The sequence below is a fragment of the Bradyrhizobium sp. USDA 4516 genome (genome assembly GCF_054055915.1).
On the sequence record NZ_JBSRXT010000001.1, the window covers coordinates 1,184,346 to 1,207,864 of the forward strand.

Consider the following 23,519-nt stretch of genomic DNA (forward strand, 5'->3'; position numbering starts at 1 on the left):
CCGTCTTTGTCTGCTTTTTTGTCTGCTTGTTTGTCTTCTTGGCCAGTGGGAGGCATCGATGCTAGAACGTACAAATCCCCGCGCGATCAATTCCGGGCTTGCATCGATGTTCGACCTGAGCCAGCTCCGCTGCTTTGTCACGGTGGCCGAAGAATTGCACTTTGGCCGCGCCGCGACGCGGCTCAACATGACGCAGCCGCCGCTGAGCCGGCAGATCCAGGTGCTCGAGCACATCATCGACGCGCCGCTGCTGGAACGCACCAGCCGCTCGGTGCGGCTGACGCCGGCGGGACGCAGCTTCCTGCCCGAGGCGCGGCGCATCCTCAAGCTCGCGGAATCCGCCTCGCAGGTCGCCCGCCGCATCGCGCTCGGCAAGACCGGCTCGCTCAAGATCGGCTTCACCGCGGCGGCCGCCTACGGCTTCCTGCCCGACCTGATCGCGGCCTGCCGCTCACGGCTGCCGGAGGTCGATTTTTCGCTGAAGGAGATGGTCTCCGGCGATCAGTTCGAGGCGCTCACCACCGGGCAGATCGATGCCGGCCTGCTGCGTCCGCCGATCGCGCGGCCGGAATTCGCCAGCCGGCGCGTCGTGGCCGAGCCGCTGCTCGCCGCGATCCCGAAGAAGCATCCGCTGGCCGCGGCCGAGACCGTGAGCATTAAGGATTTCGACGACCAGCCCTTCGTGATGTATTCGCCCTACGAGGCGCGCTACTTCCACGATCTCTTGGTGTCGATGTTCACGCGCGCCGACGTGCTGCCGCGCTATGTGCAGCATCTCAGCCAGATCCATTCGATCCTCGCTATGGTGCGCGCCGGGCTTGGCGTAGCGATCGTGCCGGAAGCGGCCGCCAGCCTGAAGATCGCGGACGTCAAGTTGAAGCCGCTGAAGCTGCGATCGCCCGTGCCGGTCGAGCTGTTCATGGTATGGCGGCGCGATCACGAGAACCAGTTGCTGCCGTCGCTGATCGAGATCGCGACCGAAATCGCAGCGCCGCATCTGCGCGGCGATTGATGCAGAGTTAGCATCGCTCGATACCGCGTTTGGCTTGGACGCGCATCGAACCATTCCCTAGAAATTCCGCCATGGACGCGCGCTGCTCGCGCATCCCGTTCCCAGAAACATTCAAGGAGTGGCGCCATGAGCAAGATGACCCCTCAGGAGATGGCCGCTAGAATCGGTGGCGGCCTCCTGTCCTTCCCCGTGACCCCGTTCAACGCGGACTATTCGTTCGACGAGGCGACCTATCGCGCCAACATGGACTGGCTGTGCGGCTATGACGTCGCCGGCCTGTTCGCCGCCGGCGGCACCGGCGAGTTCTTCTCGCTGACGCCGAGTGAAGTTCCCCACGTCGTGAAGATCGCGGTCGACGAGACCAAGGGCCGCGTTCCCGTGCTGGCCGGCACCGGCTACGGCACCGCGATCGCGCGCGAGATCGCGGTTGGCGCCGAGAAGGCCGGCGCCGACGGCCTGCTGCTGCTGCCGCCCTATCTCACGCATGCCGAGCAGGACGGCCTCGCTGCCCATGTCGAGGCGGTGTGCGCATCGGTTAAGATCGGCGTCATCGTCTACAGCCGCGACAATGCGATCCTGCAGCCTGATACGCTGGCGCGCCTCTGCGAGCGCTGCCCGAACCTCGTCGGCTACAAGGACGGCATCGGCGATATCGAGCTGATGACCCGTGTCTACACCCGGCTCGGCGACCGCCTGACTTATATCGGCGGCCTGCCGACCGCGGAGACCTTTGCCCTGCCCTATCTCGACATGGGCGTGACCACCTATTCGTCGGCGGTGTTCAATTTCGTGCCCGAATTCGCCACCAGTTTCTACGCCGCGGTGCGCCGGCGCGATCATCAGACCATCCATGCAGGCCTGAAGGATTTCATCCTGCCGCTGATCGCGATACGCAACCGCAGGAAGGGTTATGCGGTGTCGATTATCAAGGCCGGCATGAAGGTGATCGGCCGCTACTCCGGCCCGGTGCGGCCGCCGCTGACCGATCTTAACGAGCAGGAGATCGGCGAGCTCGCGGCGCTGGTCGCCAAGCTGCCGCAGGCCGCCGCGCAGCAGGCGGCAGAATAAGCCGAACGGCCAGGAAAACTGCAAAGGACGAAGGGAGGGGCAGATGATCCAGGACACGATCCGCACCGGCTTTGCCGGCGCACCTGTTGTCACGGCGATGGAGGTGATCCCGGTCGCCGGCCGCGACGGCATGCTCCTCAATCTGAGCGGCGCGCATGCGCCGTTCTTCACCCGCAACCTCGTTATCCTCACCGACAACTCCGGCCACACCGGCGTCGGCGAGGTGCCGGGCGGCGAGAAGATCAAGAAGACGCTCGAGGACGCAAGCGACCTCGTCGTCGGCCAGACCATCGGCGCCTGCAACAACATCCTAGCCTCGATGCGCCAGGCCTTCGCCGATCGCGACGCCGGCGGCCGTGGCAAGCAGACCTTCGACCTCCGCGTCACCATCCATGCGGTCACCGCAGTGGAATCCGCGCTGCTCGACCTGCTCGGCCAGCATCTCAATCTCCCGGTCGCGGCGCTGCTTGGCGAAGGCCAGCAGCGCGCCAGCGTCGAGACGCTCGGCTATCTCTTCTTCGTCGGCGACCGCAGGAAGGCCAACCTGCCTTACGTCGAGGGCGAGACCGGCAAGCCCGACTGGTTCGATCTGCGCCATCAGGTTGCAATGACGCCGGATGCCATCGTGCGCCTCGCCGAAGCGACGCAGGCGCATTACGGCTTTGCCGATTTCAAGCTCAAGGGTGGCGTGCTCAGGGGCGAAGAGGAGATCGAGGCCGTCACCGCAATTGCAAAACGCTTCCCGAAGGCGCGCGTCACGCTCGACCCGAACGGCGCCTGGTCGCTCGACGAGGCGATCCGGCTGCAGCAACATGCATGGCGTGCTCGCCTATGCCGAGGATCCCTGCGGCGCCGAGGCCGGCTTCTCCGGTCGTGAGATCATGGCCGAGTTCCGCCGCGCCACCGGGCTGCCGACCGCGACCAACATGATCGCGACCGACTGGCGCCAGCTCTCGCACGCATTGCGGCTTGGCGCAGTCGACATTCCGCTCGCCGATCCGCATTTCTGGACCATGCAGGGCTCGGTGCGGGTGGCGCAGACCTGCCGCGACAACGGCCTGACCTGGGGCTCGCACTCCAACAACCATTTCGATATTTCGCTGGCGATGTTCACCCATGTCGGAGCCGCCGCGCCCGGCAAGGTGACCGCGATCGACACCCACTGGATCTGGCAGGACGGCCAGGCGTTGACGCGCCAACCGCTGCAGATCAAGGGCGGCAAGATCGCTATCCCGGATCGGCCGGGCCTCGGCATCGAGCTCGATCGCGGTGCCATCGAGGCCGCGAACGCGCTATACAAGCAGCATGGTCTCGGCGCCCGCGACGACGCGCTGGCCATGCAGTTCCTGATCCAGGGGTGGACCTTCGACGACAAGCGTCCCTGCCTCGTGCGCTAACAAGAAAGGTTGGAAACATGACCGCTCACCAGAAGAACTTCATCGCCGGCGAATGGGTCGACGGAACAGGCATCACGCGGGACATCAACCCCTCCAACACGACCGATGTCGTCGGCGAATACGCCAAGGCCGACAAGGCGCAGACCGAAAATGCGATCGCCGCCGCGAAGGCCGCATTCCCGACCTGGGCGCGCTCGACGCCGCAGGAGCGCTTCGATGCGCTGACCAGGATCTCGGTCGAAATCCTCGCCCGCAAGGAAGAGCTCGGCCGCCTGCTCGCCCGCGAGGAGGGCAAGACGCTGCCGGAAGGCATCGGCGAGGTGGCGCGCGCCGGGCAGATCTTTGCGTTCTTTGCCGGCGAAGCGCTGCGGCTAATGGGCGAGAAGGGCGCATCGGTGCGCCCCGGCCTCGACGTCGAGATCACCCGCGAGCCGGTCGGCGTTGTCGGCATGATCACGCCGTGGAATTTCCCGATCGCGATCCCGGCGTGGAAGATCGCGCCGGCGCTGTGTTACGGCAACGCCGTGGTGTTCAAGCCGGCCGAGCTGGTGCCGGGCTCCGCCCATGCGCTGTCCGAGATCATTGCGCGTTCCGGCATTCCGGCGGGGGTCTTCAATCTCGTGGTCGGCTCGGGCTCGGTGGTCGGCCAGACTCTGCTCGATCATCCCGATGTCGCCGCGATCTCCTTCACCGGCTCGGTGCAGACCGGCCGCAAGATCGCGCAGGCCTGCGTGCTCTCCAACCCCATGAAGAAGTTCCAGCTCGAGATGGGCGGCAAGAACCCGCTGGTCGTGCTCGACGACGCCGACGTGAAGGTCGCGGTCGAGGTCGCGGTCAACGGGGCCTATTTCTCGACCGGCCAGCGCTGCACCGCATCCTCGCGCCTGATCGTCACCGCGGGGATTCACGACCGCTTCGTCGCCGCGATGACCGAGCGCATGAAGGGACTTTCGGTGGACGACGCGCTGAAGAGCGGCGTACATGTCGGCCCGGTCGTCGACCAGAGCCAGCTCGACCAGGATCTGCGCTACATCAAGATCGGTCAGGACGAAGGCGCCCGCCTGCACTGGGGCGGCGAATTGTTGAACCGCGAGACGCCCGGCTTCTATCTGCAGCCGGCGCTGTTCACCGAGGCGAACAACCAGATGCGGATCGCCCGCGAGGAGATCTTCGGCCCGGTCGCCTGCGTGATCCGCGCCAAGGATTATGAAGAGGCGCTGGCGATCTCCAACGACACCGAATTCGGCCTTGCCTCGGGCATCTGCACGTCAAGCCTGAAATACGCCTCGCACTACAAGCGCAACAGCGAGGCCGGCATGGTGATGGTCAACCTGCCGACCGCCGGCGTCGACTATCACGTCCCGTTCGGCGGCCGCAAAGGCTCGAGCTACGGCGCACGCGAACAGGGTGCCTATGCCCGCGAGTTCTACACCACGGTGAAGACGGCTTACACGTTCCCGGGCTGAAGCAGTTGAAACAGAGTGCAGCCGCGTAAGACGCTGCGCCCCTCTCCCGCCTGCGGGGGAGGGTTGGGAGCTCTCCCCGCGAGTCATGCCGTGGAGAGAGCCCCCACCCGGATCGCATCATTCGATGCGATCCGACCTCCCCCGCAAGCGGGAGAGGTGAAGTGAAGCCAGGAGGAATACGGCATGGACCAGTCGATCGGCGCCCAGGAGCAGCCCCGCTACATCAAGCTCAACGAGCGCGACAATGTCGCGATCGTCGTGAATGATTTCGGCCTGCCGGCCGGCTCCCGCTTCGCCTCGGGCCTGACGCTGCGCGCTTTCGTGCCGCAAGGCCACAAGACCGCGCTGGAAGACATCGCCGAGGGCGCCCCGATCATCCGCTATGGCGAAGTGATCGGCACGGCGCTGTCGCCGATCCTGGCCGGTGAGTGGGTCGACGAGGCCCGTATCCGCATGCCCGAGGCGCCACCGCTCGATCAGCTCGAGATCGCGACCGCGGTGCCGCCCGCGCTGCCGCCGCTCGAAGGCTTCACCTTCGAGGGCTATCGCAATCCCGACGGCTCGGTCGGCACCAAGAACATCCTCGGCATCTCCTCCTCCGTGCAATGCGTCAAGGGCACGATGGAATATGCCGTGAAGCGCATCCGCGCCGAGCTCTTGCCGAAATATCCCAATGTCGACGACGTCGTGCCGTTGACGCACGCCTATGGCTGCGGCGTCGCGATCACGGCGCCCGACGCCGTGGTGCCGATCCGCACGCTGCAGAATCTCGCGCTCAATCCGAATTTCGGCGGCGAGATCCTCGTCGTCGGGCTCGGCTGCGAGAAGCTCGCGCCGGAACGGCTGGTGCCGGAGGGCGTCGGCGATGCCATCGTGCGGATGCAGGATGAGGCCTTTGACGGCTTCGGCGCCATCGTCGACGCCATCATGACCCAGGCCGAGGCCCGGCTGAAGGTGCTCAACACGCGCAAGCGCGAGACCTGCCCGGCCGCTGATCTTGTGATCGGACTGCAATGCGGCGGCAGCGACGCGTTCTCCGGCGTCACCGCGAACCCCGCGGTGGGCTTTGCCGCCGACCTCTTGGTTCGCGCCGGCGCGACCGTGATGTTCTCGGAAGTCACCGAGGTACGCGACGCGATCCCGCTGCTGACCCGCCGCGCCGTCAACGAGGATGTCGGCCGCGCCCTGATCCGCGAGATGGAATGGTACGACGGCTATCTCGCGCGCGGCGGCGCCGACCGCAGCGCCAACACCACGCCGGGCAACAAGAAGGGCGGGCTCGCCAACATCGTCGAGAAGTCGCTCGGCTCGATCGTCAAGTCGGGCTCCGGCCCGATCGCGGGCGTGCTGTCGCCGGGCGAGAAGGCGCGGCAGAAGGGCATGCTGTTTGCCGCGACGCCGGCGAGCGACTTCATCTGCGGCACGCTGCAGCTCGCCTCCGGCATGACCTTGCAGGTGTTCACCACCGGCCGCGGCACGCCGTATGGCCTCGCCGCTGCGCCTGTCATCAAGGTCGCGACCCGCAGTGAGCTGGCACGGCGCTGGAAGGACCTGATCGATTTCGACGCCGGCTGCATCGCCACCGGCGAGAAGACCATCGAGGAAACCGGCTGGGACCTGTTCCGCCTGATCCTCGACGTCGCGAGCGGGCGCACCAAGCCATGGTCGGACCGCTGGGGCATCCACAACGATCTGACGCTGTTCAACCCGGCGCCGGTGACCTGAGCAACCGTGCCTCCTTAACCACCCGTTAGCCACGTCCTGATCGGCCGGGGAACGTCGCAATTCGATTCAAATTGTCTGGGCATGGAGGCACAGATGACCCGGACCATCAATGATCTCAGAGATCAGGCCGACCGCGCCGAGCGGCTGGCACGCACCGGCATGGACTCGTTGACGGCCGAGCGCCTGCGTGCCTACGCGGAGGAATGTCGCATCGAAGCGGCCGAACGGGAGAGGCAGTCGGGGGCATCACCAGCAGCATAGATGTCCGGGGTTCGCCACCACACGCTCGTCAAAATTTCTCGAGTCCTCGCACTTCCCTGGCGGCGACCTTGATCAGCGGCTTGACCGCCTGTTCCTCTCGGCCAAGCACAACGCCCGAGGCGAAGGCGCTGGCGCGCTCCTTCCGATGCGGGGCCTTCAGCGCCGCATCGACCGCCAGCTTGCGGTGCGCGACAAAATCGTTGAGCGAGCCGAGCGCATCCTGGACTCGCTTCAGGTGCCTGGACAGCCGCGCGAGTTGCTTGCGTTCACCCTTGCGCGGAAACAGGCTTTCGAAGAAATCGATCGCGTATCTGAGCTTCTTGGCCCTGATGCGCACCTTGTGCCGCTCCCGGGCCGACAGCTCGTCGAGACGCCGGCCATCCTTGCGCAGCTTCCTGATGCGGCGATGCAGCAGCGCGGCGGCGAATTCCTCGATCGGACCGCCTTCGTCCTCCGCGGCAACGGTCTGCTTTGCCTCGATCCATTGCAACGTGTCGATCAGCATGGACCGATAGCGCCGCGAATTGACCGCGTGCCTCGCGCCGGCAAATGCACGATCGCGGCGGCCGGAAAACTCCTGCCGGATCGCTTTGCCGCCGCGCCGCAGCAGCGCGTCATGCGATGCTGGCTCGATATCTTCCTTGACGAACACATCAAGCTGGCGCGCCGGCGCGAGCGCGTTGGTGAGCCACTTCAGCTGCATCTTGATCTCTTCCGTCGGAGCCACGGTCAGGATCTTCGAGAACAGCGAGATCGCGGCGCGCAGCCGCCGCAACCCGACCCGCATTTGGTGAATGCCCTCCGCCTCGCCCTCGCGGACGGCGTCTGCATTCGACGAGAAGTGACGAAGCGCGGCGCGCGCGATCACCCGGAACGCCGCGCCGGCGGTAAGTCCGGCGTCGAGCACGATGCTCCCGGCGGAGACGACGACATGCTCCTCGCCATCGGCAAGTTCATAGCCGTGTTCGGCTTTCGAGCGCAGATCGAGCTCCGCCGCCGCCTTCCGCTCCAGCGCCCTTGCGACCCGGAACAGGTCGAGCGGGCGGCCGCTCTTGAGTTCGAGTTCGACCTCGTCGATTCGGCGCGAACGGTGCCCGGCCGTGGTGTAGCCGCGATCGATCGCGAGTTCGATCTCGCTGCGTTTGGTCCGCAGCGGCACGGTGATACGCCGCACTGACGTCTCGAATACCGGTTTCAGCTTGCGACGCAGCCTGCCAGACGTGAGCCCTTCAAGCGGCGTACCTTTGGCCTTGTCGAGGTCGAGGTTTCCGTCCGCTAGGTCAGTCTCCCATTCGCCCCGTTCAAACTGCGGACCCGCTCCCGACTTGATAGTCTGAACATAGTTGCCGCCATCCCGCCGCACGCGCAACGTCAGTCCGTGCCGCTTGAGCTTGTGCTTCGCGGTGTCGAAATAGGTCGAGATGAGATCGCTCTCGGATGGTGCACCGCTCTTGCTGCCGGCGACCAGCGGTTTCTTCAGTCCCTTGAGCTTGCGCGCGGGAACGTGGAATTTGAGCTCCGTCTCGGCCGCCATCGTCGCTCCATGCCTGGGGCACCAAGCAAACGTCCGCCGTGACGAGGTCAGCGACGGACGTTCATGCTCACACAAGATCGCCTGAGTTGGCGTCAATCGTCGTCGTTATGGATGACGGTCTTGCTGCGATTGCCGAATTCGTCCCGCTTCTTGATGACCGTGGTCCGGTCATGGCGCGGCTCACGCTCCCTGATCACCGTGGTGCGATCACGATCGCGATCGCGATATTCGGGTGCCCGACCAACCGTTACGCCTGCGCCGACGGGACCTGCGCGGACACCGATATCATCGGCGAACACAGGAGATGCGATCGCGGTCACCATGGCCGCGGTTAGCAGATACGTCCTCATGCCGTCTCTCCTCCTCCAGTTGCGACGTGAAGGAGGAACGTCGAGTGCGACGCACCGTTCCTGTATCGACCGTGCTGCAATTGCTCACGCTCAGTTGCGAAATATCGCGCCGGGAACTCGCTGAACAGGCATTCATCTGTGTGGCGAAATACCCATGTTCCACACGTTGAATAGCCTGAATTGATGTCCCACGTCCTTAACTAATAGGAGGACGTTCCATGAAACAGTCACAGCACTTCCGCGACAATGCGGAGAACTGCGCGCAACTTGCCGAGCGTGCCGACGACGGGCCGACCTACAATCGCTTCAAGCGAATGGAAGCGGCTTGGCGCGCGCTGGCAAAGGAACAGGACTGGCTCGACGGCGAGACCTCGCCATCGGAAAATGCAGCCTAGATCCAGCCCGGCCGTGGCGGCAAATGCGACGTCGCCACGGCCCGCGGCCTACTCGGCGCTGCGTTGCCGCTGCCAGCGCAACAGATAGGCCTGCAGCCGCCAGATGATCGTCGACAGCACCACGCCGACCAGCATCAGCACCACGACCGCAACCATCATGCCCGAGGCCTCGCCGCGCGCCTCCGATTCGATGATGAGGCGACCGATGCCGCGCTCGGCGCCAATGAACTCGCCGACGATCACGCCGATCAGCGCGAAGGAGATCGCAGGCGTCAGCGAGGCGAACACCCAGGCCATGGTCGAGGGGATCACCACCGTCCTGGTGATCTGCCACTCGCTGGCGCCGAGCAGCCGCGCCGCGTTGGTGAAACCCTCGTCGATCGAGCGGGCGCCCTCGAATGTGTTGAAGAACACCAGGAACACGACGACGATCCACGACGTCACGATCTTCGACATGTCGCCGATCCCGAATGCCAGCACGATGATCGGCGCCAGCGCGATCCGCGGGATCGAATTCACCGCGGTGATGAAGGGCTGAAAGATCGCGCTCAGCCGATCGGATCGTCCCAGGATCAGTCCGGCGACGAAGCCGCTGACCACGCCGGTGACGAAGCCGAAGAAGGTATTCTTCAGGGTGATGGCGGTCGCGGCCCAGAGGTTGTTCTCGTTGCGCGCCAGGCACTTTCCGAAGTCGCCGTTGAACCAGCTGTTGAAGGCGCCGAGCTTCGAGGTCAGGCAGCTCTGGATCAGGAAGTTGTCGAAGATCATCGACGGCTTTGAGATGAAGTAGGGATCGAGCAGGTCGGGCACCAGCCAGGGCAGTTTGGTGCGGAGGTCGTAGCCCCATTCCCAGACCGACAGCACGACTGCGCAGATCAGGACCTGCCAGCCGACCGTGCCGAGCGTGCCGTACCTCTTCATGTGCTGCGGCCCCTGACGAATTCCTCGCCCAGCGAATGCCAGATATGCTGGAACAGCTCGGCGTAATGCGGGGTTTCGCGCACCTTCACCGCATCGCGCGGGCGGTCGAAATCGACCTCGAACCTGTCCTTGATCCGGCCCGGCCGCGCCGAGAACAGGATGATGCGGTCGGCCAATGTCAACGCCTCGCCGAGATCGTGGGTCACGAACAGCACGGTCTGCTGCTCGCGCTCCCAGATCCGGAGCAGCACCTCGTGCATGTCGATCTTGGTGTGGGTGTCGAGCGCGCCGAACGGCTCGTCCATCAGGAGGATCTGCGGCTCGACGATCAGCGTCCGCATCAGCGCCACGCGCTGCCGCATGCCGCCCGACAGCGCCGACGGATAAGCGTTCTCGAATCCCTTCAGGCCGGCTTGCGCGACGCATTCGGCGATGCGCTCCTTCCGTTCGTGAGCCGGCACGCCTGATAGTTCCAGCCCGTAGCCGATATTGTCGCCGACGGTCCGCCATGGAAACAGCGTGTCGCGCTGAAACACGTAGCCGACATTGGGCGTCGCCTTGCCGGCGACGACGCGTTTGCCGTCGATCAGGATCTCGCCGCCGGTCGGGCGGATCAGCGAGGCGATCATGTTGAGCACGGTGCTCTTGCCGGAGCCCGACGGCCCGAGCAGCGCGACGAACTCGCCGCGGCGGACGTCGAAGGTGACGTCGCGCACGGCCTCGATCGTGGTTTTGGCGAGCTGGAACGACTTGCTCAGGCCCTTGACCTCGACGCGGCGATCGGCCGAGGCGCGCGGCGATACGGTTGCGCTTGTCTCGAGCGCGCTCAACCCGGATAGGCCTTTCGCGCCGCTTCGATCAGGTTGGAATTGACCACATCGGCGATCTTGAGCGGCTTGATGCCGGTCATCTCGCGGAACCAGACCTTCTCGCCGCGAGCGAAGCTCGCGGCGTCGATCGAGCCCTCATAGTCCGCGACCTTCTGGATCGACGTAATCTCCAGCAGATTAGCCTCGCGCGAGGTGCTGCCGACATAGGGCTCGATGGCGTCGTAGACCTCGGTCGGCTTGTGGGTCTTGATCCACTGCGAGGCCCGCCACAGCGCGGTGACGTAGGCCTGCATCTTGGCCGGGTCCTTGTCGATGGTGGCTTGCAGCGTGAAATGCGCCGTGACCGGCACCTTGCCGCCGATATGCTTGTTCCAGATCGCCTCGTCGGTGCCATCGAACAGCAATTCGCCCCAGCCCTGCTGCTGTGCCTCGTTCAACAGCGAGAGCGAGCTGACGAGGATATCGACCTGCTTCGACTTCAGCGATCCCAGCATGGTGTCGACATTGCCGGTGCCGATCCAGGTCACCTTGTCGTCAAGCCCCATGGTTTCCATGTAATAGGACGACCAGACATGGTTGGTGCCGCCGAGCGAGGAGACCGAGACGATCGGCTTGCGGCCGTCGGGCCGCTTCCATTGCGTGAACGCCTCCAGCGAGTTGATGCCCTGGTCCTTCAGGTCCTTGCGGATAATGAACATCACCGAGTTCGATCGCGTGTCGACCGGCAACAGCACGCGCGCGGCGCGGCCGTGATTGGTCAGCTGCATCGGATGGGTGACGTCGCCGATGCCGATATCGCCCTGCGACGAGGCGATGATCTCGCGGGTCTTCACGCCGCTGCCGCCCTGCACCAGCTTGCAGTCGAGCCCGGCCTCCTTGAAGTAGCCTATACGGTCGGCAACGAACTGCGTCTGATAGACTGGCACCGCGACCGGATAGATCGCGCGGCCCGCGGCCGCCTGCGCCCACGCACGCCCGGTCGCCAGCGCGGCGCCGCCGGCGGCGATGACCGTCAGCGCCGATCGCCTTGAAATGTGGGGCATGGTGAGGCGCGCCATCACGCGTGCTCCTTGGCCGAGATCCTGTCGAGTGCGCCGAGCACCGCATCGCCCATCTGGACAGTCGACAGCTTTTTCGCCCCGGCCTCGGCGATATCGGCCGTGCGGGCGCCGGAGGCCAGCGCGGTCTGCACCGCCTTCTCGAGCAGGTCGGCGTCCTCGGGCCGGTTCAGCGTCAGGCGGAGCAGCATCGCGACACTCAGGATCGAACCGAGCGGATTGGCGATGCCCTTGCCCGCGATGTCGGGCGCGCTGCCATGCACCGGCTCATAGAGCGCCTTGCGCCGGCCGAAGCGATCGACCGGGCCGAGCGAGGCCGACGGCAGCATGCCGAGCGAGCCCGAAGCCATCGCCGCGCAGTCCGACAGGATGTCGCCGAAGATGTTGCCGGTCACCATCACGTCGAACTGCCGCGGCTCGCGCACGATCTGCATCGCGGCGTTGTCGACATAGAGATGGGTCAGCTCGACATCGGAGAACTCCTCCTTGTGCAGCTTGATCACCTCCTCGCGCCAGACCACACTGGTCTCCAGCACATTGGCCTTGTCGACCGAGCAGACCTTGTTGCGCCGGGTCCGCGCCAGCTCGAAGGCCGAGCGCGCCACGCGGCGGATCTGGTTCGTGGTGTATTGCTCGGTGTTGAAGCCGCGGCGCTGGCCGTCGTGCAGCGTCTCGATGCCGCGCGGCTCGCCGAAATAGATGCCGCTGGTCAATTCGCGGATGATGACGAAATCGACGCCGTCGAGCACCTCGGCCTTGAGTGGCGCGGAGGCCGACAGGGCCGGGCTCGCCACGATCGGCCGCAGATTGGCATAGAGATCGTATTTGCTGCGCAGGCCGAGCAGACTGCCGGCCTTGCGTGCCGCGGCCGGCACTTCGGTGGTCTCCGGCCCGCCGGTCGCACCCCACAGGATCGCATCGGCCTCGTCCATCGCCTCGGCGGTGTCCTCGGGCAGCACCTTGCCGGTCGCCAGATACGGGATCAGGCCGTATTGCGCCTCGCGCAGCGTCATCGGAACGCCGCGCTTCGCCGCGAACCAGTCGAGCACGCGGCGCGACTGCGCGGTGACCTCGGGGCCGATGCCCTCGCCGCCGACGACGGCGACCTTGACCATATTGGATTGCGTGCTCATGCCGGTGTCCTTGAAGCGGGTGTCGTTGTCGAATGAATCCATGGCCGCGCCGCGCGGTCGGAGGCCTGGAAGGCGCGGATCTCGTCGTCGCGCTGCAGCGTCAGCGCCACCTCGTCGAGCCCCTTCAATAGCCCCTCGCGCCGCCGCGGATCGATCTCGAACGAATGCCGCGCGCCCGACGGTGAGACGATGGTCTGGGCCTCGAGGTCGATCGAGACCTTGCCCGCGCCCTGCGTCGCCTCGATGTCGGCGGCAAGCTGATCGACCACCGCCTTGTCGACGATGACGGGCAGGATTCCGTTCTGGAAGCAGTTGGCGAAGAAGATGTCGCCGAAGCCGGAGCCGATGATGGCGCGGATGCCGCGCTCCTGCAGCGACCACACCGCGCCCTCGCGCGAGGAGCCGCAGCCGAAATTCGGCCCGGTCACCAAAATCTCCGCCTCGCGGTACGGCTCGCGGTTCAGGATGAACTCCGGATTCTCCGAGCCGTCGGGCAGATAGCGCAGCGAGCCGAACGCCCATTTACCGAGCGTGCCGCGGATCGAATTGCCCACCAGCCGCTCGATGCGGATGATGACGTCGGTATCGATATTGCCGCGCATGATCGGCGCGGCGGTTGCGGTGAGCTTGTCGAACGGCTTTGGCATGCTCTAGCGTCCCATCATCCTGACATCGGCGATCGCGCCGGCAATCGCAGACGCCGCCGCGCTCGCGGGGCTCGCCAGATGCGTCCGCGCCCGCGGTCCCTGCCGGCCGACGAAATTGCGGTTTGAGGTCGAGACCGAGCGCTGCCCGGGCGCCACCACCTCGCCGTTGGCGGCAAGACACATCGAGCAGCCCGGTTCACGCCACTCGAAGCCGGCATCGATGAAGATCTTGTCGAGCCCTTCGGCGACCGCCTCGCGCTTGACGTTTTCGGAGCCCGGCACCACCCAGGCGCGGACTCCGGCGGCGACCTTGCGGCCGCGCGCCACTTCAGCCGCCGCGCGGAGATCGCTCAGCCGGCTGTTGGTGCAGGAACCGATGAACACCCAGTCGACCGGCGTGCCCGCGATCGGTGCGCCGCCTTGCAGGCCCATATACTCCAGCGCGGTCTCGATCGCAGCGCGTCGCAAGGGATCGTCGACCGTCTTCGGATCGGGAATCACGCCATCGACGCCGACGACGTGCTCAGGGCTGATGCCCCAGGTCACCTGCGGAATGATCTTCTCGACATCGATCACGACCTCGCGGTCGAACACCGCATCGGGATCGCTCGGCAGTTCGCGCCACGCTTTCACCGCGAGATCCCACATCTCGCCTTGCGGCGCATAGGGACGGCCGCGCAGGAATTCGAACGTCTTCTCGTCCGGTGCCACCATTCCCATCTTGGCGCCGAGCTCGATCGAGAGGTTGCAGATCGTGAGCCGGCCCTCGATCGGCAGCGCGCGGATCGCACTGCCGGCATATTCGACCGCATAGCCGGTGCCGCCGGCGGCGCCGATATGGCCGATCAGCGCCAGGATCATGTCCTTGGCGGTGACGCCGAGCGGCAGCTTACCCTCGAAGCGCGCGCGCATCGTCTTCGGGCGGCGCTGGATCAGCGCCTGCGTCGCCAGCACATGGGTGAGCTCGCTCGACCCGATGCCGAAGGCGAGCGCCCCCAAGCCGCCATGGGTGCAGGTGTGGCTGTCGCCGCAGACGATGGTCGCGCCCGGCAGGCTCAGGCCGAGCTCCGGACCGATGACGTGGACGATGCCCTGGCCGGGCTGATCGACGTCGAACAGCGTGATGCCGCTCGCCGAGGTCTCGACCCGCAGCGCCGCCAGCAATTCCAGTCCGATCTTGCTGGTTCCGGCGCGGCCCGGCGCCGTCGACAGCGCGTGATCCGGCGTTGCAAAGGTCAGTTCGGGATTGTGGACATTGAGGCCCCGGCTCTTGAGATCGAGCAGGCCCCGCGAGCCGCCGAGATCGTGCAGCAGATGGCGGTCGATATGAAGGAGGTCTGTGTCTTCGCTGAGGCGAGCAATGACATGCTGGTCCCAGATCTTCTCGAGCAAACTTCGGCCGGGCATCCGCCTTCCCCTGCTCTGTGCGTTTCCATGCGGCTTGATCTTATTGACGCCAATCTGGGCCAAAGTTGTCGTCAAGTGAAGCAGTTTTGCCCTAACATCACATATGTGATGGAGGTGCGGTACTTGACCCGCCGAGGAGCCAGCCATGCCGAATCCGAATAAGACGGCCGTCATCAAATCGGCCATGCGGACGTTTGCAGTTCTGGAGTTCTTTCGGAAAACAAGGCGGGCTGCTTCCGTGACCGAAATATCGTCCGTGCTGGAGATGCCCCAGTCGAGCACGTCAGTGTTGCTTCGATGTCTCGTTGAATTGAACTACCTGGAATACGAGCGAAAGACCCGGCTCTTCATCCCGAGCTACCGGGTCAATTTGCTGGGTGACTGGATCCGTCGTTCCCCGTTCCGTGATACCAAGCTCACCGATCTGATGGAGGAACTCTGGACCGCGACGGGCGGCGAAACCGTCATGCTCGGACAACAGGCCGGCGCCGCCGGGATGCAATATCTGCACGTTGTCCCCGGCGGCTCTCAGCTTCAGTACACGGCACAAGCCGGTCAAATACGACCGATGGTGCGGACCGCGCTCGGACATGTGCTGCTGAGCCAAATGCCGAACACCAAAATTCGCGGCATTATCCGGCGCAACAACGCCGAGGAGCCGAGTCAATCGGCGCGCGTTCGCGAATCCGCCTTTCTCGAGGAGGTCGAGCGCATTCGCCGCCGCGGCTTTTCCGAGACAGGCGGCCGCACGACGCCAGGCGCAAACACAATAGGCATGCTCGTTCCCCTGCCAAAGCGACGCGCTCCGCTGGCTATCGGCATCGGCGGCCCCATCGAACGTATCGCGGCAAAGCGCGCGCACATCATTGAAGTCATGCAGAGCCGGCTGAAGGAATTGACAGATGAAGCCGGGCCAAAATTCGTTGAGAAATGACCTCTTGGGACGCATAACGCGTCGTGCGGATGACGGAGCCGTAGCCCGGATGAAGCGAAGCATTCGGACTAAATATCTGTCTTCTCCTCCCCCTGAGGGGGAAGGTCGGGATGGGGGTCAGCCGCAGGCGACGCTCTATGTGGAGAGAGTTGATCCCCACCCGCTTTGCTCTGGCGAGCAAAGCGACCTCCCCTTTTGAAGGGGAGGTTGGGACCCGCGCTGCAGTTAGATCTTTCGAATTTCCTACGACGCCAGCGCTTCTTCCGGCATCACGGCCGACAGATGCTGGCTTTCGGCGACGGCGCGGTTGGTGATGCGGCCGCGATGCACGTTGAGGCCGGCGCGCAGATGCGGATCCTCGACCAGCGCGCGCAGCCCCTTCGATGCCAGCGCCAGCCCGAACGGCAAGGTGGCATGATTGAGCGCGTGGCTCGAGGTGACCGGCACCGCGCCAGGCATATTGGCGACGCAATAATGCACGATGTCATCAACGAGGTAAGTCGGCGCCTGATGCGTGGTCGGCTTCGAGGTCTCGAAGCAGCCGCCCTGGTCGATCGCGACGTCGACCAGCACCGCGCGGCGTTTCATGCCTGCAAGCTGCGCGCGCGACACCAGCTTTGGCGCGCTGGCGCCCGGCACCAGCACCGCGCCGATCACAACATCAGCCGCGAAGACCTCCTGCTCGATCGCTTCCAGCGTGGCGTAACGGGTGCGGACGCGGCCGAGGAAGAGGTCGTCGAGCGCGCGCAGCCGCGGCAACGAGCGGTCGAGAATGGTGACTTCGCTGCCAAGGCCTGCCGCCATCCGCGCCGCATGGGTGCCGACCACGCCGCCACCGATGATCGCAACCCGCGCCGGCGGAACGCCGGGCACGCCACCGAGCAGCTTGCCCATGCCGTCGGCGGATTTGCGCAGCGCGGCGCCCGCGGCCTCGATCGCGAGCCGGCCGGCGACTTCGCTCATCGGCGCGAGCAGCGGCAGTCCACCTTGTGCGTCGGTCACCGTCTCATAGGCCACCGCCGTGCAGCCGGAGGCGATCAGACCCGCGGTCTGCGGCACATCGGGCGCGAGATGCAGATAGGTGAAGAGGATCTGTCCCTCGCGCAGCCTGATCCATTCGGACGGCTGCGGCTCCTTCACTTTCACGATCATCTCGGCGACGGAAAACACCTCTTCGGCGGTATCGGCGATCCGCGCGCCGGCCTGCGTGTAGACGTCGTCGCCGGCACCGATGCCGTCACCGGCGCCGCGCTGGACCACGACCTCGTGGCCGTGCGCCACATATTCCCGCACCGAGTCAGGCGTCAGCCCGACCCGATATTCCTCGACCTTGATTTCCTTGGGCACGCCGATGCGCATGGTCCGCTCCTTGAAGGATTCGTTTCCGCCGTCGTCAAGGCTATGCCCCGTCACATGGCGTTTCTCAGCGATTTCCGGCTTGCTCACAGCAAAATACGCCCATATCCTTCGCTTCCAGCTCAGCTCTTGAAGGAAATCTGCGTGGACGGTCTCGATCGTATCGACCTCAGAATCCTCGCCGAGCTGGTCGCTGATGCCCGCGCCAGCCAAATCGAGCTTGCCGAGAAGGTCGGGTTGTCGCCGACCGCCTGCGCGCGGCGCATCCGCCATCTCGAGGAGATCGGCGTGATCCGCGGCTATCGCGTCGACCTCGAACCATCGGCGCTGGGCTTGGTGACGACCGTCGTCGTCACCATCACGCTGGAGAAGCAGAGCGAGGATTATCTCGCAGCCTTCGAAGCTGCGATCGCGCGCTGTCCCGACGTCGTGTCCTGCCATCTGATGTCGGGCAGCGACGATTATCATCTGCAGGTGATCGCCCGCGACATCGCCGACTTCGAGCGCATCCACAAGCAGCATCTGTCGCGGATGCCGGGAGTCGCCCGCATCCATTCCAGCTTCGCGATGCGCGAGGTGGTTCGCCGCACCATTCCCGAGACGGCGCTGCGCGGCTGACGGTCACGCGCCATCGCGCACTGTCACAATCGCGCACTGTCACAATCGGGCACTGTCATAATCGGGCACTGTCATAATCGGATCTGCCCGGCTCGCTCCCACACGCAATTTTTAGTTCGTGATTCGCCGGCTTCTATGACAGAATTGCTACAGTTCAATATCAATTCGGTTACACGTGGAGCGGTGAATGAGCATGGAGTGGCGGGCACGGCCGGTTTCGCTGGCTTGGTCAAATCCAGTGGTCCGGTGGTGGGGCTTCTTGAGCCTCGTCAGCGCCGCCAATATCGCGATCTGGTTCGCGCTCTACCGCCAGTTCAATGAACAAGCCAATGGCAGCTTCAGCAACACCTCGGGCATCGGCCTGATGATGCTGCTGTGCGCGGCCTATGTGTTCGGCTGTGCCTTCCGCTCGGTCCTGCCGCGCGCCGACGTGCAGCGCATCTGCCTGTTCGACACCTGGCTGTCGAGCGTCGTGGTCGGCCGCACCGTCGCCACCGTCGCCGAGGTTTGCTTCGCCGCGCAATGGGCGATCATCCTGCATCAGCTCGGCACCATGACCGGCGCCGAGACCACCGTGAACATCGCCTGGATCATCGTGCCGCTGATCGTGATCGCGGAATGCTTCTCCTGGTATGCGGTGCTGACCACCCATTATCTCTGCAACGCGATCGAGAACTCGATCTGGGCGGTGGTGTTCTTCCTGGTCGGGATCGCGCTGTGCCGGCTGCTGCCGGAGTTTCATGGCCCGGTGCGCTGGGCCTTCATCGTCGCGATCCTCGGCATCGCCGCCTTCCTCGCCTTCCTGATGACCGTCGACGTCCCGATGTATCTGAATCGCTGGCGCGCCAACCTCGCCGCCGGCGGCACGCTGCTGCATCCGCTGGAAGGCCTGCGCGACGTCAGCCGGCGCTGGGTCGTGACCCACGACATCGCCGAGTGGCGCGACGAGATCGCCTGGATGTCGCTGTATTTCAGCATGGCGGTCTGGTCGAGCCTCGCGCTCTGCGTCGGCTACTCGCTCGAGGATCAGCTGCCGCGCTACCGCAGCGAGCCCGTGATCGTCGCAACGACGCCGGCGCCGACAGCGCAGCACACCGCCACGATCGACGCGGCGGCACCGTCGCGGAATTGATCGGCGACCGCCGCGCGCGGCTTGTCGCCGCCAGTGCTTTCGGAGTAAAGGCTGAGGCATCCCCGCTCATCTGTCAGCGCGTTCCATGCCCCGCATCACCATCATCGAAACCGGGCTCGTCAGTCCGCAATTCCGCGAGCGCCACGGCAGCTATCCGCAGATGTTTCAGCGGATGGTAGCCACCGCCGATTCCTCTGTTACCTGCGACGTCGTCAGCCTCGCCAATGGCGAGACGCTGCCGGATCCGGTCGCATTGGATGCGATCCTGATCACAGGATCGGCCGCCGGCGTCTACGACGACGTCGCGTGGATCGCGCCGCTCGAAGCCTTCGTGCGCACGGCCCATGACAAGCGCATTCCAACCGTCGGCGTCTGCTTCGGCCATCAGCTGATCGCGCAGGCGCTCGGCGGCACGGTGCGCAAATCCGAGAAAGGCTGGGGCATCGGACGCCATGTCTACCGGATCGCGCCGGACAACGGACTGATCGACGGCGAGACGATCGCCGTCGCCTGCTCGCATCAGGACCAGGTGATCACCCCGCCCGCCTCAGCGCGCACCATCCTGTCGTCCGGGTTCACGCCGCACGCCGCCCTGCTCTACGCCAACGGCACGACGCTGTCGGTGCAGCCGCATCCGGAATTCACCGCCGACTATGCCGACGCGCTGTGCGACCTGCGCCGCGGCCTCGCGCCGGATGCCCTGATCGAAGCCGCCAAGACTTCGCTCACCGAACCGCTCGACCACGCCACGCTTGGCGGCGTGATCACGCGCTTCCTCGTGCGCCGTAGCAACTAGACATCGTGTTCGCTTGGCGGCCGCAACGGAACTGTCGCTCCCTCGCCCCGTTCTTACGGGGAGAGGGTTGGGGTGAGGGGCTGTCACCACGTCAACGGAGCCAGAAAAATTCGCGGAGGCTCCCCCCTCACCCGGAATTCAAGCTACGCTTGAATTCCGACCTCGCCCCGCACGCGGCAGGGGTGTCCGGGGAAATTCAGGCATAGCGGAGCTCCATCTGGTCAGGTGAGATGGTTGATTTCCGACGGCTGGGGTTGATGGGCGGAGGTTTGTCGATGGCAGCGAGGGATCGACGCGTGAGCAGGAGCTGGCCGACGAGTTCGGCGAACCTGAGCGGGAGCATTTTGATGCAGTTGGTGTGAGCGGCGATGCGCAGCAGCAGGTAGGCAATCATCGCAGCGAGCACCTGAAGGCGGATCGCGTTGTCGTTGGCGCCGAGGAACTTGCGAATATCGAGATGCTGCTTGATCCAGCGGAACAGCAGCTCGATTTGCCATCTGCTCTTGTAGAGGGCGGCGATCTCGACGGCGCTACGGGCAAGGTCGTTGGTCAGGAGTGTGATCTTGCCGCCTTTCTCGCGTCTGATCTTGATGCGGCGGAGCGGGATTGGAAGGCGCGAATCGCCCTTGCTGGTGAGCTTCACCTCGTCATCGGCAAGGATTTCGAAGCCATCCCCGTTACGCTTGCGGATGGCGCGATGCCTGAGCGAGCGAAGACGGATGCTCGTCTTCGCCCGGGTAACGAAGAAAGCCTTGCTATCATTGATCTTCTGCCACCAGTCGAAACGGCAATAGCCCTTGTCAAACACATAGGTGGTGGCGGGCTGGATTGGGGTCTGTCGGCCGATCTCGATGTCATTGACGTTCGCGGCCGTCATCTCGACGCAGGTCGGGACATCGCTCCTTGGGTCGTAGACGACATGCAGCTTCATGCCGCGGATGCGGCCGTTCCACGTCGCCCAACTGCAGACCTTGCCGAGCGGGATCGGACTGGCGTCGATCAGACGCACCATCTCCATGCCTTCACTCCGCAGCTGGCGACGCGCCATCGCCGACAGCGCCGCAAAGGTTTGCGCGAAAATGCCGATCGGACGGCGGGCATTGGCATCGGACAACGTCGAGCGCGACAGCTTGCCGGTTCCCAAGTGATAGTGATGCTGCGAATTGGCGTTGAAGCCAGTCACCACCCCGCGCAGACTGCTGTTGCCGCTAAGCTGGGCATAGATCAGCGCCACCAGATGATCCCAGCTCCTGAACGACTTGTCGTAGGCATCCCCGTCCAGACGATCCACAACCGTCTGAAACTGCCGTCGATTGATCGGTTCAAGCAGCCTTCCAAAAATGCTACCGCGATATCGCATGCTCGGCCCTCTGTGTCTCGACAACCAGAAAAGACCGATTTGCCTCGGTCCTGCCGAGCATGCACCGCGACACAGTGAATCATTCCCCGGACACCCCTGCGCACGTGTTTGGTCCCTGCAGATTGGTTGGATGGAATCGGTGTAGAACGAGGCGTGGCCTTTGTTAGGGAGCGCCTCGTGTCATGGAACTGAGCTTGCACGCGAACGCCACGACGACACCGAAGACGCGTGCCTACATCCAGCGCAGCAGGAAGTCGGTCGCCCAATTGGCGGCCGAGCTGGGGGTCAGCGAGACCACAATCTATCGCTGGCGCGGCCGCACGACGGTCGAGGACCGCTCGCATCGGCCGAAGCACCTCACGACCAGCCTGTCCGCCCTTGAGGAACGGGCAGTGTGTGAGCTGCGGACATCGCTGCAGCTGCCGCTGGACGATATCGTCGAGGTGATGCAGCGGTGCATCAATGCCAAGCTGTCCCGCAGCGCGATCCACCGCTGCCTGCAGCGCAACGGCATCAGCCGGCTTGCCAAGCCCGACAAGCCCAGGGCCGGCGTCTTCGAAAGCGCCAGCATCGGCTTCATTCATATCGACGTGAAGTATCTGCCCGCGCTGCAGCGCCGCACCAGTTATGCCTTTGTCGCGATCGATCGCGCCACCCGATACGTCTTCGTCGAGATCCATTCCAGGCGAGACGGAACGACCGCGACCGGTTTCCTTAAGCGCTTCCTGGCTGATTTTCCGCACCAGGTTCACACCATCCTGACCGACAACGGAGCCGAGTTCACCGACCGCTTCGCCGTCGACAAGAAGAACAAACCGGTCGGGAAGCCTTCCGGCGACCATCCCTTTGATCGGCTCTGCAAGCAGCGCGCAATCGAGCATCGCCTGACCAAGCCCTACCATCCGCAGACCAACGGCCTCGTCGAACGCTTCAACCGGCGCATCGCCGAAGCCATCGACCGCGAACACAAACGGGGCAGCGCGCGCCGTACCTTTGTCAACCACGCCGACCGCGACACCTTCATCGCCAAGTTCGTCCACGACTACAATCGGACCCGCCTCAAATGCCTCGGCTACCTGGCGCCAATCCAGGCCCTCGCCAATCACACGGGACCGAACACGCACGCGGGGGAGAGCTGAAGGAAGCGCTTGCTTCGCTGTAAAGCCTTCATTCGCAGCTAGCCCTTGTGCCACTGCGCGGCGGCGTCGCGGGCGAAATCGCGATAGGCCCGCGGCGCGCGGCCGAGCAGATTCGTCAGGCGTGCCAGCTCGTCGGCCGTCGCAACCGCGCCGTGGCTCTGGTACCGGCCGAACATGAGGCGCATGTCGAGCGCGAGCCATGCCGGCATCGCTGCCTTGAAACGCTGCTCCATCGCCGCGAGATCGTCGCCGCCATAGCTGACCGCGCGGCCAAGCTCATCGCGCCAGATCGCAGCCGCGCCCTCGCCGGTCACGACGTCGGGGCCGACCAGCGCGTAAGTCTCGCGGCCCAGCGGTGCGGACGCGCGCTCGCGGCGCAGCAGCTCGATCGCGGCCGCCTCGCCGATGTCGCGGATATCGACCATCGAGATGCCCTTCGCGCCGATCGGCATGCCGTAGGCGCCGAAGTTCAGCAGCGGCTCCTTCAGCCGAAGATCGTTCTGGATGAAATAGGCCGGACGCAGGACAGTCGCGGGAAGATCGAGCGCCTCGATCATCCGCTCGACCGTGTGCTTGCCGGCGAAATGCGGCACGTCGGCATAGGCCTCGCCCTTGAACACCGAGAGATAGACGATGCCCTTGACGCCGGCCTCGCGTGCGGCGGTCAGCGTCAGCATCGCCTGCGTCAGTTCGTCGGCGGCGTTCGGCACCAGCAGGAACAGCGTGCTGACGCCAATGAGCGCCGCACGGGCCGAATCCACGTCGGCAAGATCGCCGCGAACCGCCGTCACGCGCTGCGGAAATTGCGTCTTGCCGGGCGAACGCGTCAGGGCCCGAACCTCGACGCCCTGACCGGCGAGATGATTGAGAACCTGGGTGCCGATGGTGCCCGTGCTGCCTGTCACCAGAATGGCCATGTCGAATGCTCCTCTTTTGGGGCAGACCGTCTGCCGTTGCAGAGAAGCTATCCGTTCCAATTT

The 23,519-nt window shown here is 64.9% G+C and carries 22 protein-coding genes and 1 pseudogene; 12 read left to right on the forward strand and 11 right to left on the reverse strand.

Translation table 11 applies throughout. From position 1 onward, the window contains the following. Positions 1-106 precede the first annotated feature (106 nt). The 6 genes and pseudogenes from ACVI1L_RS05595 to ACVI1L_RS05620 all read left to right on the forward strand — a co-directional run bounded on the left by ACVI1L_RS05595 (position 107) and on the right by ACVI1L_RS05620 (position 6,929). On the forward strand, positions 107-1,012 hold the full coding sequence (locus ACVI1L_RS05595; protein ID WP_141340767.1) for a LysR substrate-binding domain-containing protein: 906 nt from the start codon (positions 107-109) through the stop codon (positions 1,010-1,012). A 126-nt stretch (positions 1,013-1,138) separates the two neighbouring features. Next, positions 1,139-2,080 (forward strand): 5-dehydro-4-deoxyglucarate dehydratase, encoded by a 942-nt coding sequence (kdgD, locus tag ACVI1L_RS05600; protein ID WP_456782467.1) that lies wholly within the window; start codon positions 1,139-1,141, stop codon positions 2,078-2,080. Positions 2,081-2,123: 43 nt separating this feature from the next. Next, positions 2,124-3,477: pseudogene (gene gudD / locus ACVI1L_RS05605) on the forward strand (glucarate dehydratase). A gap of 17 nt (positions 3,478-3,494) precedes the next feature. Further along, positions 3,495-4,943 (forward strand): aldehyde dehydrogenase family protein, encoded by a 1,449-nt coding sequence (locus ACVI1L_RS05610; RefSeq protein WP_076826058.1) that lies wholly within the window; start codon positions 3,495-3,497, stop codon positions 4,941-4,943. Positions 4,944-5,126: 183 nt separating this feature from the next. Next, entirely contained in the window at positions 5,127-6,668 is a 1,542-nt protein-coding gene (gene garD / locus ACVI1L_RS05615; protein WP_456782468.1) for a galactarate dehydratase, read from the forward strand. A gap of 93 nt (positions 6,669-6,761) precedes the next feature. Further along, the gene (locus ACVI1L_RS05620; protein WP_168857280.1) at positions 6,762-6,929 is read left to right on the forward strand and encodes a hypothetical protein; all 168 of its coding nucleotides are present in this window, start codon (positions 6,762-6,764) and stop codon (positions 6,927-6,929) included. Between the two features lie 28 nt (positions 6,930-6,957). On the opposite strand, the gene ACVI1L_RS05625 is transcribed toward ACVI1L_RS05620, so the two are convergent. Together ACVI1L_RS05625 and ACVI1L_RS05630 are read right to left on the reverse strand one after the other, a co-directional pair. Next, positions 6,958-8,463, reverse strand: a complete 1,506-nt coding sequence (locus ACVI1L_RS05625) for a CYTH and CHAD domain-containing protein (protein ID WP_456782469.1) — start codon at positions 8,461-8,463, stop codon at positions 6,958-6,960. A gap of 92 nt (positions 8,464-8,555) precedes the next feature. Next, positions 8,556-8,813, reverse strand: coding sequence for a hypothetical protein (locus tag ACVI1L_RS05630; protein ID WP_057016905.1), 258 nt, complete (start codon positions 8,811-8,813; stop codon positions 8,556-8,558). A 218-nt stretch (positions 8,814-9,031) separates the two neighbouring features. Between ACVI1L_RS05630 and ACVI1L_RS05635 the strand changes: the two genes are divergently transcribed. Continuing rightward, positions 9,032-9,208 carry a hypothetical protein gene (locus ACVI1L_RS05635; protein WP_168857282.1) on the forward strand — a complete coding sequence of 59 codons (177 nt, stop codon included), beginning with the start codon at positions 9,032-9,034 and terminating at the stop codon, positions 9,206-9,208. 48 nt (positions 9,209-9,256) lie between these two features. Here the strand turns inward: ACVI1L_RS05635 and ACVI1L_RS05640 are convergent, their stop codons facing one another. From ACVI1L_RS05640 to leuC, 6 genes are read right to left on the reverse strand one after another with little or no spacing between them, the layout of a single operon-like run. Further along, positions 9,257-10,129: an ABC transporter permease gene (locus ACVI1L_RS05640; RefSeq protein WP_456782470.1), complete on the reverse strand. Its 873-nt coding sequence runs from the start codon at positions 10,127-10,129 to the stop codon at positions 9,257-9,259. Continuing rightward, positions 10,126-10,959, reverse strand: a complete 834-nt coding sequence (locus tag ACVI1L_RS05645; RefSeq protein WP_456782471.1) for an ABC transporter ATP-binding protein — start codon at positions 10,957-10,959, stop codon at positions 10,126-10,128. Before ACVI1L_RS05645 ends, ACVI1L_RS05640 begins: the two co-directional genes overlap by 4 nt. Then, a complete protein-coding gene (locus tag ACVI1L_RS05650; RefSeq protein ID WP_141340739.1) occupies positions 10,956-12,017 on the reverse strand; it encodes an ABC transporter substrate-binding protein in 1,062 nt (353 codons plus the stop codon). The genes ACVI1L_RS05645 and ACVI1L_RS05650 overlap by 4 nt, the downstream gene beginning before the upstream one ends. After that, positions 12,017-13,150, reverse strand: coding sequence for a 3-isopropylmalate dehydrogenase (gene leuB, locus ACVI1L_RS05655; RefSeq protein WP_456785514.1), 1,134 nt, complete (start codon positions 13,148-13,150; stop codon positions 12,017-12,019). The genes ACVI1L_RS05650 and leuB overlap by 1 nt, the downstream gene beginning before the upstream one ends. Continuing rightward, positions 13,147-13,797 carry a 3-isopropylmalate dehydratase small subunit gene (gene leuD / locus ACVI1L_RS05660; RefSeq protein WP_168857286.1) on the reverse strand — a complete coding sequence of 217 codons (651 nt, stop codon included), beginning with the start codon at positions 13,795-13,797 and terminating at the stop codon, positions 13,147-13,149. The genes leuB and leuD overlap by 4 nt, the downstream gene beginning before the upstream one ends. A 3-nt stretch (positions 13,798-13,800) precedes the next feature. Then, positions 13,801-15,204: a 3-isopropylmalate dehydratase large subunit gene (gene leuC, locus ACVI1L_RS05665; protein ID WP_168857287.1), complete on the reverse strand. Its 1,404-nt coding sequence runs from the start codon at positions 15,202-15,204 to the stop codon at positions 13,801-13,803. A 145-nt stretch (positions 15,205-15,349) separates the two neighbouring features. On the opposite strand from leuC, the gene ACVI1L_RS05670 reads away from it, so the two are divergent. Continuing rightward, a complete protein-coding gene (locus ACVI1L_RS05670; protein ID WP_456782472.1) occupies positions 15,350-16,138 on the forward strand; it encodes an IclR family transcriptional regulator in 789 nt (262 codons plus the stop codon). Between the two features lie 243 nt (positions 16,139-16,381). Here ACVI1L_RS05670 and ald read toward each other — a convergent pair whose 3' ends face one another. Further along, positions 16,382-17,497, reverse strand: a complete 1,116-nt coding sequence (gene ald / locus ACVI1L_RS05675) for an alanine dehydrogenase (protein WP_141340735.1) — start codon at positions 17,495-17,497, stop codon at positions 16,382-16,384. Positions 17,498-17,623: 126 nt separating this feature from the next. Between ald and ACVI1L_RS05680 the strand changes: the two genes are divergently transcribed. From ACVI1L_RS05680 to ACVI1L_RS05690, 3 genes are all read left to right on the forward strand, one after another. After that, positions 17,624-18,112, forward strand: a complete 489-nt coding sequence (locus ACVI1L_RS05680; protein ID WP_016847653.1) for an Lrp/AsnC family transcriptional regulator — start codon at positions 17,624-17,626, stop codon at positions 18,110-18,112. A gap of 193 nt (positions 18,113-18,305) precedes the next feature. Then, entirely contained in the window at positions 18,306-19,244 is a 939-nt protein-coding gene (locus ACVI1L_RS05685) for a hypothetical protein (RefSeq protein ID WP_456785515.1), read from the forward strand. A gap of 85 nt (positions 19,245-19,329) precedes the next feature. Then, positions 19,330-20,040, forward strand: a complete 711-nt coding sequence (locus ACVI1L_RS05690; protein WP_456782473.1) for a type 1 glutamine amidotransferase — start codon at positions 19,330-19,332, stop codon at positions 20,038-20,040. 196 nt (positions 20,041-20,236) lie between these two features. On the opposite strand, the gene ACVI1L_RS05695 is transcribed toward ACVI1L_RS05690, so the two are convergent. Further along, a complete protein-coding gene (locus ACVI1L_RS05695; protein WP_057015126.1) occupies positions 20,237-21,400 on the reverse strand; it encodes an IS4 family transposase in 1,164 nt (387 codons plus the stop codon). Between the two features lie 182 nt (positions 21,401-21,582). Between ACVI1L_RS05695 and ACVI1L_RS05700 the strand changes: the two genes are divergently transcribed. Next, positions 21,583-22,539, forward strand: coding sequence for an IS481 family transposase (locus tag ACVI1L_RS05700; protein ID WP_456782474.1), 957 nt, complete (start codon positions 21,583-21,585; stop codon positions 22,537-22,539). A gap of 38 nt (positions 22,540-22,577) precedes the next feature. On the opposite strand, the gene ACVI1L_RS05705 is transcribed toward ACVI1L_RS05700, so the two are convergent. Then, on the reverse strand, positions 22,578-23,456 hold the full coding sequence (locus tag ACVI1L_RS05705) for an NmrA family NAD(P)-binding protein (RefSeq protein ID WP_456782475.1): 879 nt from the start codon (positions 23,454-23,456) through the stop codon (positions 22,578-22,580). Positions 23,457-23,519 lie beyond the last annotated feature (63 nt).

Bases quoted from the DNA above. Each gene is read 5' to 3' on its own strand.
- ACVI1L_RS05690 (WP_456782473.1), top strand. From the start codon at position 19,330: ATGCCCCGCATCACCATCATCGAAACCGGGCTCGTCAGTCCGCAATTC.
- ACVI1L_RS05700 (WP_456782474.1), top strand. From the start codon at position 21,583: ATGGAACTGAGCTTGCACGCGAACGCCACGACGACACCGAAGACGCGT.
- ACVI1L_RS05650 (WP_141340739.1), bottom strand. From the start codon at position 12,017: ATGGCGCGCCTCACCATGCCCCACATTTCAAGGCGATCGGCGCTGACG.
- ACVI1L_RS05685 (WP_456785515.1), top strand. From the start codon at position 18,306: ATGGAGTGGCGGGCACGGCCGGTTTCGCTGGCTTGGTCAAATCCAGTG.
- leuD (WP_168857286.1), bottom strand. From the start codon at position 13,797: ATGCCAAAGCCGTTCGACAAGCTCACCGCAACCGCCGCGCCGATCATG.
- ACVI1L_RS05620 (WP_168857280.1), top strand. From the start codon at position 6,762: ATGACCCGGACCATCAATGATCTCAGAGATCAGGCCGACCGCGCCGAG.
- ACVI1L_RS05640 (WP_456782470.1), bottom strand. From the start codon at position 10,129: ATGAAGAGGTACGGCACGCTCGGCACGGTCGGCTGGCAGGTCCTGATC.
- ald (WP_141340735.1), bottom strand. From the start codon at position 17,497: ATGCGCATCGGCGTGCCCAAGGAAATCAAGGTCGAGGAATATCGGGTC.
- garD (WP_456782468.1), top strand. From the start codon at position 5,127: ATGGACCAGTCGATCGGCGCCCAGGAGCAGCCCCGCTACATCAAGCTC.
- kdgD (WP_456782467.1), top strand. From the start codon at position 1,139: ATGAGCAAGATGACCCCTCAGGAGATGGCCGCTAGAATCGGTGGCGGC.
- ACVI1L_RS05630 (WP_057016905.1), bottom strand. From the start codon at position 8,813: ATGAGGACGTATCTGCTAACCGCGGCCATGGTGACCGCGATCGCATCT.
- ACVI1L_RS05595 (WP_141340767.1), top strand. From the start codon at position 107: ATGTTCGACCTGAGCCAGCTCCGCTGCTTTGTCACGGTGGCCGAAGAA.
- ACVI1L_RS05635 (WP_168857282.1), top strand. From the start codon at position 9,032: ATGAAACAGTCACAGCACTTCCGCGACAATGCGGAGAACTGCGCGCAA.
- ACVI1L_RS05695 (WP_057015126.1), bottom strand. From the start codon at position 21,400: ATGCGATATCGCGGTAGCATTTTTGGAAGGCTGCTTGAACCGATCAAT.
- ACVI1L_RS05705 (WP_456782475.1), bottom strand. From the start codon at position 23,456: ATGGCCATTCTGGTGACAGGCAGCACGGGCACCATCGGCACCCAGGTT.
- leuB (WP_456785514.1), bottom strand. From the start codon at position 13,150: ATGAGCACGCAATCCAATATGGTCAAGGTCGCCGTCGTCGGCGGCGAG.
- ACVI1L_RS05610 (WP_076826058.1), top strand. From the start codon at position 3,495: ATGACCGCTCACCAGAAGAACTTCATCGCCGGCGAATGGGTCGACGGA.
- ACVI1L_RS05625 (WP_456782469.1), bottom strand. From the start codon at position 8,463: ATGGCGGCCGAGACGGAGCTCAAATTCCACGTTCCCGCGCGCAAGCTC.
- ACVI1L_RS05670 (WP_456782472.1), top strand. From the start codon at position 15,350: ATGCCGAATCCGAATAAGACGGCCGTCATCAAATCGGCCATGCGGACG.
- leuC (WP_168857287.1), bottom strand. From the start codon at position 15,204: ATGCCCGGCCGAAGTTTGCTCGAGAAGATCTGGGACCAGCATGTCATT.